The sequence below is a fragment of the Planktothrix rubescens CCAP 1459/22 genome (assembly GCA_904830895.1).
Classification (GTDB): Bacteria; Cyanobacteriota; Cyanobacteriia; order Cyanobacteriales; family Microcoleaceae; genus Planktothrix; species Planktothrix agardhii.
This window is the reverse complement of sequence record LR882962.1, coordinates 1-12,929: the sequence shown is the minus strand read 5'-3', so window position 1 is coordinate 12,929 and position 12,929 is coordinate 1. Positions and strand designations below refer to the sequence as shown.

Below are 12,929 nucleotides of genomic sequence, written 5' to 3'. Positions count from 1 at the left end.
CCGATACAATCCCTACACCGGAACCGCTAAACCTTGAAACCTTTACAACGACTCAACTCAGAGAATTAGCTAAGAAACAGAAACTCAACTGGCGCCCATTGATTAACGGTAAACGCAAGCCACTAAATAAACCGCAACTAATCCAACTCCTAACAGCTTAAAACCTTATAACCCTATCAGATAACCATTCTAGGTACGGTATCTGATGGGACTACCTAACGGATATCCGATACATAAGTATCTGTTATCTTATCCGGTAATAATGTCCGATAATTAGTATCGGTTGCTACTTGACATACCAGACAGATAAACTACTATATAGATATCGGATAAGAAAAAACCGATACACAAACAGAGAGGCAAGCGGTTCAACTTTGGATGACCACTTACCTCTCACCATCCAAAACTAAGGACTTAAATCAATGGTAGCTCAAATTCAATCGACAATCAAAACTGAAATCATCTCAACCTACGTTTCCGATTTTGACGGATTGACTATTGACACAATCCAAATGACTTACCCAGACGGCCACACAGAAGTCCGTTTGGTTGGACTGAAGAAGACTTCTACACGGGTGAAACAACTTATTTCATCCGGGCTTCCAAAGGAGCAGTCCTGTAGCGCATGGAAAACAACTCGCAACAATAAGTGGCTGGTATCCTACAAATCCATTAAACTCGCCACCAAACAGTCTGAAATGATTGCCCATAACACCGCCTTAGAAGTGTTAGCTAGTCCTGAGAATTACAATCACGCCGAATACCTCAAAGCTAAAGCAGACTTAGGATTCTAATTAATAACTAGGGGGTGAAATAATCCCCCCTCTCACAACACCTCAAACCACTTCAAAGGATAAGACAATGCAATTACTTCAAAACCCTGCAACTGCCACCAACACGGCGATTCTACCCAACACTCCAAAGGATTTAAGAGTCGCACTAGCATCGGGTGAAACACTCGGAATAAACCGACCTTTCTTAGATATACAGCGCGATTTATATCGGAAAGTGCCAGATAGTTACTATCAATTCAAATCGAAAGGCAACACTCAAATTATTTTCCTGCCTTGGGAACTTCTCTCATGTTGCCTTGATTATATTACCCCCGGATGGGAGAAGTCGATCACTCTTAACCAGATAGGGGAACGGGTAACGGTTGAATACCATCACGATTCATAGTTCTGATGGATCATTTAAACGCACCGCTACGGGTTCAGACACCCTACTTGATGAAGGTTATGGGGGGCCGGTAGTTGACGCAGAAAGTCAAGCCTTTCGCCGGGCGCTCGCTAACTTTGGATTCTGTAGCTACCTCTGGGATAAGGACATAGCCAATGCCTTGATTAAACGGATTAAGGGATAGGAATTAACCAACTGAGAGGGAATTAAAACCCTCTCCAACACTTCACCAATAGGACTTAATACAATGCAGAAACCTTATCCAAACTGGCTATCAGATACCCAATTACATCAAGCTAATTTATTAATTTCCGAGATGGGATTTTACTATAGCGGTATAGTTGACGATTGACGAATTTTGATCAGAAAATAGGCTCTATTCTTGATTGGGATTTCCTCACTGTTTTACCAGGATTGTAGTGTTTCTATATGCGCGGTGTTTGTGAGGCGAGATACTATTGTAATCTTCCCGATGATTGCACCCTGAATGATGTTTATGACTTGGTAGATAGAGGCCAAAAACTTGATTAAGGAGAATGAGTACATCCTCGACTACGGACGCAATTAGAACTATTCCCTGTTTAACCGGATTGTCAACAATAACCAATAATCCCTAGTCTGTTGGTCAAAGGCTAGGGATTAGTTTTTATTTATAGACTAACAGGAATTTTTCTTAATAATCTGATAAGAATAATTCCCATTAATCTATTCATTATTAGATTTTTCTACCTTGTTACGCTCCACACCTTGACGGATGAAAAGCCGAATCTGTTGGGATAGGCTGCGTTCCCCTTCTTTTGCAAGGGCCTCTAATATCTCTCGGAACCCTTCAATGTCAACCGTTACTCTATCTGGCATAAGCAATCATTAATTACCTCACTACAATTCTATCTGATTAATCAGATAGTTTAATGAATCATATCAAGTCAATATGATGACAAGTAATGATTAATAGTGTACTATGATTAACATAGCTCTCTACAACGTCCTCTGGTAGCACTTCAGATGAACCTCACAAGACAGTTAAAGAACGCTATAACGCCCAACCTATCAAAAATCTATGGACATAATTGAACCGGAAATCATACCGGAAAATCAAAGGATTCGACTGCTACGGGACGGCGACAAAAAATCAGTTTACAAACCCGTTGGAGTTTTGGCAGTTGAATTAAAACGGAAACCCCAAACCCTAAGAGAATGGGCAAAACTACTGTTAACTTATTCTCCAGATTTTTACCAACACTTCAAACCCAGAACAGCCTACAACCCTTATGTTCAGGAATGGTTAAAGCGTATTAATGATTACGATTTAACCGAGCCGTCATCAGCACCACGTCCCCAAATTATTGAGGATTACATTCAACTTAACGCCCCTATTTTCACCTTTCAAAACTACTTACAGGAATTAAACAATGAGTATCAAACAGAAGTCACAATCGACAATGCAATCATTATCAAAGCGGCTTAATGTTTCCGAGACTGAACTATTAATCGCGGTTAAACAAATGGGTTTTGAATCCATCAGAAGTAGAAGAAAATTGGGGGGGATGCGATCGCAAACCACTTAACCGGAAATACTCCCGCAACACTCAAGGGAACCAAACCAGAAACCCCAACCCCTGAGAGCTTTTCAATTGAGGATTCAGAGGAGTTCATTGACTGGGATGATATCGAGAATGAACTGGGAGAAACCGCCTTAGCACTTGTTCAGGAATTGGGATTAAATCAGGACGCTATCAGTCAATCGGATTTAGCTGCCCTGCGAGAATTAGCTTTATCCAACCCAGTTCATCAAAACCTAGCCGATCATATTGGGGCCGTTGGCAGTGTTCAGGAAGGCTTGACCAATGAACACATCAGAGTTCAGTACGAAACCGGAACGGCTATTGGTGAAGCTGGCAGCGTCGCTCTGATTACTGGGTTATTGCAATCTCAGTTAAACGGTTTGCAACAGGCTTATACCTTGCAGACTGCCATTAATTCAGACTTCCAAAAAATCATTAATTCTCAGTTAGAAAGTTTGGGCAAAACTAACAAAGGAACACCGGACAAAACTGTTCAGGACTTGGGGAAGCAAGCCACAAGCCACCAACAGAACAGCAAGAAAAAAACAGCAGTTCGGACTCAAAAACTGGATGTTGTGACTATCAAGAACTCGCTCAACAAATAACCCAACTAAGAGAGACGGTCATCCAGTTGGAGAGCCGTCTCCTTAATCAATCCACCCATCACGATAGATTAATTATGAGACACATTTTAGCACAGTTTAAACGCATTTTAAAGGAACTAGAAACCATTACCCCTAACTATTACGATGGTTTAGTTATGCAGTGTTTAGGGGGGTTTTAATCATGAAATTTCATTTCATCCCTCAAGATTTAGAGTTTTGGAATCATGTTTTATGGGTGATTCCTAACCCTGGTTTCGTTCGTCGTTTTTGCCCTAAATGGATAGAAATTGGCAGGGTAAAAAAAACTGGTTTTTCAGCTTATGAAATCGTCCCATTCTAATAATTGAAACATGAAAAATTCAAATACCATCTCATTTTTTATTGGTGTTATTTTTGGGGCCGGTTCGATGTTTTGTTTTTTCGTTGTGCTTCCTCCACAAACACCAACACAAATTACTGAAAAAAAATAATGGGAATTTTATCGGCAATTAAGTCGTTTTTTGTCGGGGATGAAACGGAAAATTCCCGACTTCCAAACGTTCACCAGAGCGCGATTACTCCCGAAACATTTACACCCAACCAAGATAATTTATATGTTAGTTCCGAGCTAGTTCGTGAGGCGAATAACAGGGGATGGGTTATAGATGATGAACTTGTCCAACAATCGGGAGAAATAGCCAAAAGTGCTAAACAAAACGCTAAGAACGTTAAGAAGTTTGGCAAGAATATCAAGACATTATCCAAAGCTGAATTACTAACAGCAAAGGAAATGCAGAAAGCGATTAAGTTGACTGCCGATGGTGATAGTAAGAAGTACGGAATTATTACCCAGACTCAATCAATGTTAGACGCTCAAACCGTAGCCTATAGCGCGATTAAGGCTAACTATAGAGAGAATCTAAAGGCAACTAATCAGAGGGTCAATGATGCTTTAAACGGGTCACAAAGTAAACGAAACGAATTAAAAGGACGGTGATAAATAATGGCACGGGTTTTAAACTTTGTAGGGTATTTTATCGGGTCAATCTGTTGGGTATGTGTATCAGGATTAACAACACGATACTATACCCAATTGCAGCGATGGTATTGGGTATTTTTTATCTTGTTCTTATTAACTTTAATTGCCTTAACTTCGTTCTATGGGAGAAGGGCATACACGGGACTATTAAATACATCAGAGGCGGTTATGTTTGGCATTTTAACCATTATGTTTGTAGCCTGCATTTTAGGAGGGATTGCAGCTTATGTCTAACCCATTATTAATAAGTAGCGCACTCTGGATTACCACCGGAACTATGGGGATGTTTTGGGGATTATCACAGCCCTATCCTAGTCCTAACAAGTTTTATGGTTTTGGGATGGGTGCGATCGCGTCAACCATCGGGACAATCCTAAGTTATCCCGCCATGAAGAAAACTGAAAGGACGGTTTTGAGACAGGATACCAGTGACACTATTTTCGATATAGGTGAGTCTGCAATCATCGAACGGTATAAGCAAGCGGTGTTTCCTAGTCCTAAAATGCCAGATTTAAACATCTATAACCACGTTTTAAGCCTATTCCCAGAACAGGAAACTGAAGACAGGCCCCCGATAGTTAGCTTTGACTCAATACTTGATCGCGGCGTGGGTATCTGTTTGTTTGGGGATTCAGGATCAGGAAAATCAAGCGCCGCTAAATATTTAATTGGGTTAGCTTCTCAGGGTTCTGAGATTAAGTTAATAGTTTGTGATCCGCATTACGACGGCGGGGGGGATTGGGGGCCAAATACTTTAATCATTGACGATTATGACTTGATTCTCAAATGCTTACGCGCATCCCTGGATGAATTAGACAACCGTAAAAAACTAAGGAAACAGGGCGTTAAACAGTTTTCTAAACTGGTTTTTATCTGGGACGAATGGCCGTCTGTTAGGGTCGCCGCTAAAAATGCTAAATCAAATATTTGTGAGGAGGCGGTGATTCGTCTTGGTTCCGAGTGTCGCAAGTATGAAATGCTCTCAATATTTTGCAGTCAATCCGGTAATACCAAAGCGATGGGGCTCGAAGGCATGGGGGACTTTCTGCAAAACTTCTCTCTGATTAGATTGGGCAAAATCTCAACAAAACACGCCAAAAACTTACCTGATCAGAGAGTATTAAATTGCTTACAGAATACGGGTTATCCGTGTTTGGTAGATGATGATTTATCTATACATCCAACGCACGGCAACTATACCCAATTTAAGAACGGGCAACCGCCCCAAAACCTTCTACCAGTAAAAACTATTCCTATAACTTTGGATGAAATTTTAGGTGATGAAATTTATGTTGAGAGGGAACAGGAAACACCTAAACAACCGCCAACAACTGCCACGACTTCACCATCCTTTGATATCAGGAAACTGGACAAAACTCCCGAAAACAACAGCAATCCCGATGATAAATTCATGCAGATATTAGAGTTCTGCAAGGGTAAGGAGTCGGTATCTGTAAGGGATGTTCAACGGTCAACTGTTGGGCGTAACCTATCATCCGATGCCATTAAGTATGCGTTTGAATGGTTAGAAAATAATGGCTATGGGACGGTCAAAACTGAACAAACCGGGGGGACTGTTCGGGTAACGTTTACCCCGATTTAGTCGTTGTCACCGATGTCACCAAATAGCTTTATCCGCCCCCTGTAGCCTGTTTAATGCTTTGTGACATAGTGACAACGGTAATGGCGGCGACAACGAATTAAGAGGGATTTATTAACATGAACAACATAGATTTATCAAAGCCTGATAGTGTTGCGATCGCACCGGATTCAATAATCCTTAAATTCTCCTTACTCGGATGCCTTGGTTTAGCTCTAATAGGTTTGGGAATATTTACAGTCAACAATCATCAGAACGCGGTCAAATTGCAACAGCAAGCCACCGGAAAACCTGAGAAGATAAAAACATCAACTAAACCATCAGAACCGCCTTTAATTGTTACTAAGAAACCTAACAAGCCCGTTGTTATAGAGGAAGGGAGTAAAGCCTATTATTGTGTTAAGAATAACGGCGGTTCCGGTTGCCTTGACCGTGACAGATTTGCTCCTAATTATCAAATTGTCGCACCGCCGCCACGGGTCAAAACCTATGAAGATTATTTAATCCAGTACGGGGTTAGGGGTGACGGGTATTGTGGCAGATATTTAAACGGACAACCAAATTGTTATTAAGGATGGTTGCGTTGCTTGCGCAAAATTAAACTTTTTAATGCTAGTACGAGATTTAAGCATTTTAGATTATGGTTTGATTAGTCAAACCATCTCGCCGCGGCTAGTCCGGATTCTGATGATCATTAATTTGTCGGACAAGAATTGCGACTTTTGCCAGAATTGCCTAAGAATATTTTGCCAATTCGTTGTAAATCTATCGATCAGGTATTATAATAGTTAGGAAGTTTTAAAAAGTTATTTTTTATGGCTCCATCGAAACCACCTGAAAACATTGAATATGTGACTGTCTCCTTCAGAATCACCCGACTACTCGATGAAACTTTAGAAGATACTGCCAAAAAGTTAAGGGTAACTAAATCCCAGATAATTCGGGATGGGTTAGCTAACCTTAACTCCCCTGAAACTGGAAAAGCTGCATAGTTGCTTCAACAACTACACAGCCTTAATTTTATTCTTTTGTAAACTGCATAAACTCTCTAATCAAGCCATCTGTGGGAACTTTTGCGCTTGATTAAAAGGAATACACCGACTAATCGCGCCCCGGTTGGGGTGTTTGTAATACAACAATGATATCAGCTAAACGTCTAACCTGTCTATATAATTTAAAATTCTGTCAAACCCACCGAATTACGCCACATAACCATATAGTTGAATACTCAAGTAATTATTCAACTATATCACAGAATCTACAGAATCTACATCGGAAAACTGTAGATTCTAATAAATTACGCCTCCCGATGTTTGGGGATGCGATCGCAACACTCACCACCAATACAACTAAACCCACCGGGCCGTCATGTCGCCTTGGTGGGTTTGTTGTTTCTGAAAACTTATCTACTCATCAACCATAGGGAAATCTTATCATGAATAACACCAAGTCTAACGGATTAATTAGTCAGGATACAATCGACAGAGTAAGAGACGTTCCGATTACCCAAATAGCCGAGAAGCATGGGTTGGAATTAAAGAAATCCGGAAATAGCTTCAAAGCTCTATGTCCATTTCACGATGAAAAAACACCGAGCTTCGTGTTGACCGACGGAAAAGGTTTTAAGTGTTTTGGATGCGGTGAGAGTGGAGACAACATTAAGTTATATCAAAAACTTAATAATACTGAGAGCTTTTCGGAGGCTGTTGAGGGGATTGCTAAGGGAGCTAATATTCCTGTGGAAATGGAACACGAAAACCAACAGCAATACAAAAAACAAACCCCTACAACAAAACCAAAATTAATAATAGCAACATTTCCAAATACTCCCAATCGTGCCGAGGTTAGAATCAAGCAATTAGGCAACGATACAACCGAAGTAAAAACGATTTATCAATACTCCGAAAGTCAATGGATTGAACGAATAGAGCGTTATGATACTAACAACAATCGGATTAAATTTAGTATCCCTGGTAGAGACGATCTAGATCATAAACATATATTCCCGTATCACACCGACTGCAACGGGAATACTATTAACAAGAAAGGTGATAAACCTTGGGACTTTTATTGTCAGGGTGAGGCTATTAAATACGGCAAAAACAAACGGGTTTTGATGCCAGAGGGTGAAAGTTGTGTTGAGGCCCTCCGAGCCATTGGCATTGTGGCAATATCGCGGGTTGGTATTGGTAAGGGAGAAGAAGCCATTAAACGTAACTTCACCGCGTTAAAGGATGCCGAGATTGCCGAGATTATTCTGGTTGCTGATAATGACGATGTGGGACTTAAAGAGTGCGAGAAGTTTAAATTATGGGCTTTAGATGTTGGACTTAATGCTTTTGTTATTCCTACGAAAAACCTTTGGAGTGAAGTACCGGAAAAGGGTGATGTAGTTGATTTTCTTAAAGAAAATCCCAACACAACCCAAGCCGAATTTTTGAAGTTATTAGAGGGAGCTATTCAAGGTATTCAGGATGCAGAAAAACCATTAATAAATATCTCAAAACCCGTTTATCAAATGTCAGGAAATACCACACTAAAACCGGAGCCAAAACACAAGAAACCAACAGAGGGAGAAGAGGGAGAAGTAAGAGAAGCGTTAAAAAAAGTTGAGAATATACTTTTGGATTTTAACTTTGATGAAATTTCTCAGGAAATTAAAATAGATCAGATTCGACAAGAATTGGGAATAGATGGGAAGTTATGGGCAACACTCAGGGCAAAAATTAATAAGAGAATCAGAAGGGAGCAACTGGAATTAGAATTGAGATCCTTGCTATTGATTGACGATAAAATCGAGTTAATACAAAGGATTCATGATTTATCTGAAAAATATCGAATTGCGGTTAATTCAATTTCTAATCTGTTAAAAGATTTGAAATTACGCAACACAACCCAACAATTTGAGGTGATGGGGTTAGATGACTTCTTTGATGAAACTAGCGACGCTGTTGATTATTTAATCCCTGGTTTATTACCTAAAGGTGAGAGTGCCCTGTTAGTCGCCTCTCCTAAAGTTGGGAAGACTTTACTTGGTATTAACTTAGCTTTTGCCGTAGCAACGGGTGAGGATTATTTCTTAGGCGAGAAAACATTAACCGGGCGAGTGCTATTTGTGTCGGTTGACGAATCCAGACAATCAACAAAAGCTAAATTAATTAAGCGAGGTTTTAGAAAAAGTGATGCTGAAAATATCAGGATCATTACACAGTTTGAAGTTAGTCAACTGGAAAAACTGGAGGCAGAAATTGAAGATTTCCACCCAACTTTAGTAATCATTGATTCTCTAAAACGGATAACCAAAGGTAGCACGATATCTGAAAATAGCGCCGAGTTTTCTGACGTCGTTTATACGATATCCGAACTTTGCAACCGCTACGGCGCGAGTTCAGTTCTGATACACCACAGCAAGAAGGACAATGAAACTATCGGGGTTGATAATGTCCGGGGTTCTAGCGCGATTGTAGGGGCATTGGGTAACGTTTGGATAATGAATCGGGTTGCCAAAGAAGATCCGAATAATAAGAAGAAATTTATCTACGATCCCAAAGACACCCGGCGCCAACTTTACTGCTACAGCCGGGACTCGGAAGGTAAAGCTTTTAATCTGGAATTCAATCCTGAGAATAATTCTTGGGACGTTACCGGGGAAGTGGGAATTAGTGACGCCGAGCTTGACGAACGTAAAAACAACAAAGGCCGGATTTTGTCGGTTATGCGGGCTAACCTTCCACACTACCCAGAGGGGTTAAAGGGTTCTCAAATATTTAACTGCCTTGACCTAGAGGAGCCCGGCGCCGTTTCAAAGTCATCAATGTATATAGAACTAACTCGGTTGGTCAATGCCAAGCTAATTGGTTCTAAACCACTAGAAAATAGCCGGGGGTCACTTTATTTCTCGTTCGGGTTTGGACATACTACAAAACAAACCAAAACAGACACATCCTTTAACGATGAACCTCACCACAAAAATGAGCACATACCCTCCCCCCCCCCACTCACACACTCAGAAATTAACCCAACTTCTGAAACCACTATAAATAAAGAGTTTGAGCTTGGTTACAAAGAAAATAATTTTGGTTACAAGTTGGTTACATCAGATTTTTGTAACCAAGGGGATGTAACCAACGGAAAACCCCAATATGAGGGCGTTTCAGACATAGAAACCGAGTTGGTTACAAGTTTTGGTTACAAGGGGGGGGGTGGGTGCGCTCCCGATTTTGCAACCAAAACCGATGAACCAAAAACCTATACTACAATCGCAACGGATGTTACAAGTTTTGGCGATCGCATACCCGAACCAGTTGAAAACAAAACCACCGATTTTGATGGGTTGGATGTTATTGGGGTACTGATAGCCGAATTTAAAAGATTGCACGTGATAACCGCCAGAAAGGGCCAGCAATGGTTAACCCACAGGGGCGAGTATGTTAGCCGCGCCGCGCTCCAAAACCAGGATTTTAAAGTGCCCACGTTAGGCGAGATGGTAACGGCGATCGGCATTGTTTACGGGCACGGGGATATTGAGACGGCTCATCTATTGATCGAAAGATTTAACAACGATCCAAGCTCGCTATTTTGTCAAGCAATGGCAATCGATAAACAATTAGAACTGCTTTATACACTCTAACCGCCAACTATTAACTAACACTAACTAGGACAGAAAAATGTATCAATTAAATTTGTTTGCCCTCTTAAACGGGGGACAAACCCAGGACAACTATACCCAAAATCTGATTATCTCCCCTAAAACTTTTGAATTAAGGGATTATCAGAAAGAACTCAAAAGCGAGATATATCAGTTGATACGGGACGGCAAAAAGCGTATTTTAGTTTACGCTCCCACGGGTTCGGGTAAGACTGCAATACTATCATCAATATCGAGCGATCGCCTAATCCTCCTCCTCCTCTAAATTTTCAAAATACTCAATTAAAACATGAAGTTGATAGAGGTGATTACATATAGCAATATAAGCTGAAACGCCCTGCATGGCTACCTTAGCGTGTTTAAGCGCACCGGATTTAACTACCATCAGACAGGCTTTAGTCGGGTCATCCATTAAAACACCCGCCGACAAGACTTTATTAGAAAGTGTTATAGCCCGCATGGAATTAGCAAAAATCTGATCCAGTAGTATCTCTAAGTTTTGTTCTTGTTTTTTCAGTTTTTCCCTATACGCCGCTTTTTCCTGAACGTCCTTTAAGCCAATAGCTTCGGCTCGATCATTTATTAGTTTTTGCCGTTCGATATCCCAGATTGGGTTATTTTTCCAGTACCGGATTGTGGTTTCAGACACCCCGATTTGTCTGGCAAGTTCCCGATTAGATAGATGGGGATTGTCCAGTAATAGTTTAATAGCTTCTCGAATTAAATCAAGTCTAAATTTTTTGATGACGCAATTTGACGCAAAGATACAACTTAAGCCTAACACACCCAGAAGCCCCAAAGGTAGGGGCTATGGGGTGTTTTAAGGTGGGATAATTTTACAGCTTAGGAATTGAAAATTGGTGATTTCTCCCATTTTGACCCAAGTATTTAAAGTTATAGGTAGACTCAAGACTAGCAAGACTTCTACCTTGTCCCCCTTCTCCCTCGCCACCTTTATGTCTGGTAATCGCGTTATTTATTGTTTTGGCTATGATTCCAGAGTCAGGATCTATTGAATTAATGTATTTTACTAATCCGGGGGTTCCAACCGTCAGACGGTCAGAAGTTCCCGATACGGTTTTTATCGTATCGGGGTTGGATAATTGCTTATCTTCCCGCGCATCTAATTCTGATTTGAGTGTTGCGATCGCCACTTCCCTCTCCTTTAGTTCTAAGGTTACAGCCTCAAGTTCTGAAACAACGCCGATTAGTTGGTTTTGAAGGTTAGCGATCGCATTATCCTTAACTTCTAATTCATCCCTCACTCCCTCTAATTCATGGGTGAGGGTTTCTACTTTCCCAGAAGTGCAGCCTCCATAGCTTCAAGCCGCGCCACGATATTTAAATCAATAGCCGGGGGTTGCTGTTGCTGTGAGGCTATTTTTAAAAATATATCTGCGGTTATTTCTGCCTTGATCGCCTCCAAATCGTTACAGTTATCTGTCAAAACTTTGCTTATCTTATCGGATTCAATTTTAACTTGTATCCGTTCTAAAGATTCAGGGGAATAGTGATCTAGTCCGATTCTGATTAAATCCAGAATTGTCGGGGTCAACGTGGGTTTTTTGCTGATGTGATGAATGGGGGAGCCGTTAGCTATGGCCAGAGCTTCTATCTCATCATGCAAAGCTCTGGGAAAACGCACGTCAAGCCGAACGATTTTATCGTCACTTCTAGGGATTATCCGTTTGATGGTATCGGTTGTATCGGTATCTGTATCTGTTGTATCTGTTACGGTATCGGTTGTAGTATCTGTCAGGGTATCGGTTAACATATCGGTTTGTATCCTTTATTTATCGGTTAATCCTATCGTACACTACTTAACCGATACTAAACAGATACATAAGTAATTGGTATCGGTATAGTATCCGGTAATCAGATATTAGTATCTGTTACCACTTGACAGATACACAACCGATAAACTACTATATTAAGTATCGGATTCAGAAACCCGATACAACTTTCTGAAACCGAGAAACGCCACAGTACCTTGACAACTTAGGAGACACAATGAACGCACTTACAGCCGTTACAGCTACAGCTTACGCGATCGCACTTTGGATGTTTGCCCCTGAATCAGTTTGGGAACGGGAGTTGGCAACCGCTAAACGTAACCAACAAACCCGACTGAACCCGACACCGGAACAGATACCCGATACAGTCCAAACACCGATACAGGAAACAACACCGGAACCGATACCCGAACCCGTCCCAACATCGGAACCTATCACCGAGATTGTGGAACCTATCACCGATACCAAACCGATAGAACCCGATACAATCTTGATAGAACCCGATACTACCCTGATAGAAC

Annotated in this window: 17 protein-coding genes and 1 pseudogene; 15 read left to right on the top strand and 3 right to left on the bottom strand. The window is 41.0% G+C overall.

Annotated features, from left to right (window positions below):
* Positions 1-422: 422 nt before the first annotated feature.
* The 14 genes from NMG86_RS25930 to NMG86_RS25865 all read left to right on the top strand — a co-directional run bounded on the left by NMG86_RS25930 (position 423) and on the right by NMG86_RS25865 (position 10,880).
* Complete coding sequence (locus NMG86_RS25930) at positions 423-794, top strand: hypothetical protein (RefSeq protein ID WP_499103761.1); 372 nt, start codon at positions 423-425, stop codon at positions 792-794.
* 67 nt (positions 795-861) lie between these two features.
* Positions 862-1,179 carry a hypothetical protein gene (locus NMG86_RS25925; RefSeq protein WP_499103760.1) on the top strand — a complete coding sequence of 106 codons (318 nt, stop codon included), beginning with the start codon at positions 862-864 and terminating at the stop codon, positions 1,177-1,179.
* Positions 1,157-1,363 carry a hypothetical protein gene (locus NMG86_RS25920; protein ID WP_499103759.1) on the top strand — a complete coding sequence of 69 codons (207 nt, stop codon included), beginning with the start codon at positions 1,157-1,159 and terminating at the stop codon, positions 1,361-1,363. Before NMG86_RS25925 ends, NMG86_RS25920 begins: the two co-directional genes overlap by 23 nt.
* Positions 1,364-2,239: 876 nt before the next feature.
* Entirely contained in the window at positions 2,240-2,647 is a 408-nt protein-coding gene (locus tag NMG86_RS25915) for a hypothetical protein (protein ID WP_026796204.1), read from the top strand.
* Positions 2,648-2,893: 246 nt separating this feature from the next.
* The gene (locus tag NMG86_RS25910; RefSeq protein WP_499103758.1) at positions 2,894-3,349 is read left to right on the top strand and encodes a hypothetical protein; all 456 of its coding nucleotides are present in this window, start codon (positions 2,894-2,896) and stop codon (positions 3,347-3,349) included.
* Positions 3,350-3,530: 181 nt separating this feature from the next.
* A complete protein-coding gene (locus NMG86_RS25905; RefSeq protein WP_158442123.1) occupies positions 3,531-3,689 on the top strand; it encodes a hypothetical protein in 159 nt (52 codons plus the stop codon).
* Between the two features lie 129 nt (positions 3,690-3,818).
* The gene (locus NMG86_RS25900) at positions 3,819-4,325 is read left to right on the top strand and encodes a hypothetical protein (RefSeq protein ID WP_026796206.1); all 507 of its coding nucleotides are present in this window, start codon (positions 3,819-3,821) and stop codon (positions 4,323-4,325) included.
* Positions 4,326-4,331: 6 nt separating this feature from the next.
* Positions 4,332-4,601 (top strand): hypothetical protein, encoded by a 270-nt coding sequence (locus NMG86_RS25895; protein ID WP_148291961.1) that lies wholly within the window; start codon positions 4,332-4,334, stop codon positions 4,599-4,601.
* Entirely contained in the window at positions 4,594-5,970 is a 1,377-nt protein-coding gene (locus NMG86_RS25890) for a type IV secretory system conjugative DNA transfer family protein (RefSeq protein WP_144018127.1), read from the top strand. The genes NMG86_RS25895 and NMG86_RS25890 overlap by 8 nt, the downstream gene beginning before the upstream one ends.
* A 116-nt stretch (positions 5,971-6,086) precedes the next feature.
* On the top strand, positions 6,087-6,539 hold the full coding sequence (locus NMG86_RS25885; RefSeq protein WP_026796208.1) for an ATP-binding protein: 453 nt from the start codon (positions 6,087-6,089) through the stop codon (positions 6,537-6,539).
* 243 nt (positions 6,540-6,782) lie between these two features.
* The gene (locus NMG86_RS25880) at positions 6,783-6,959 is read left to right on the top strand and encodes a hypothetical protein (RefSeq protein ID WP_158442124.1); all 177 of its coding nucleotides are present in this window, start codon (positions 6,783-6,785) and stop codon (positions 6,957-6,959) included.
* 146 nt (positions 6,960-7,105) lie between these two features.
* Complete coding sequence (locus NMG86_RS25875) at positions 7,106-7,390, top strand: hypothetical protein (protein ID WP_144018128.1); 285 nt, start codon at positions 7,106-7,108, stop codon at positions 7,388-7,390.
* A 12-nt stretch (positions 7,391-7,402) separates the two neighbouring features.
* Entirely contained in the window at positions 7,403-10,597 is a 3,195-nt protein-coding gene (locus NMG86_RS25870; RefSeq protein WP_026796209.1) for an AAA family ATPase, read from the top strand.
* A gap of 37 nt (positions 10,598-10,634) precedes the next feature.
* Positions 10,635-10,880: a DEAD/DEAH box helicase family protein gene (locus NMG86_RS25865; protein ID WP_071783051.1), complete on the top strand. Its 246-nt coding sequence runs from the start codon at positions 10,635-10,637 to the stop codon at positions 10,878-10,880.
* Here the strand turns inward: NMG86_RS25865 and NMG86_RS25860 are convergent.
* From NMG86_RS25860 to NMG86_RS25850, 3 genes are read right to left on the bottom strand one after another with little or no spacing between them, the layout of a single operon-like run.
* Positions 10,860-11,399 (bottom strand): Lrp/AsnC family transcriptional regulator, encoded by a 540-nt coding sequence (locus tag NMG86_RS25860; protein WP_026796210.1) that lies wholly within the window; start codon positions 11,397-11,399, stop codon positions 10,860-10,862. The genes NMG86_RS25865 and NMG86_RS25860 overlap by 21 nt on opposite strands.
* Positions 11,400-11,451: 52 nt before the next feature.
* Entirely contained in the window at positions 11,452-11,880 is a 429-nt protein-coding gene (locus NMG86_RS25855) for a hypothetical protein (RefSeq protein ID WP_026796211.1), read from the bottom strand.
* Positions 11,881-11,906: 26 nt separating this feature from the next.
* Positions 11,907-12,389, bottom strand: a complete 483-nt coding sequence (locus NMG86_RS25850) for a hypothetical protein (protein ID WP_026796212.1) — start codon at positions 12,387-12,389, stop codon at positions 11,907-11,909.
* A gap of 236 nt (positions 12,390-12,625) precedes the next feature.
* Here NMG86_RS25850 and NMG86_RS25845 point away from each other — a divergent pair.
* A pseudogene (locus tag NMG86_RS25845) lies at positions 12,626-12,929 on the top strand (hypothetical protein); the annotation flags it as partial.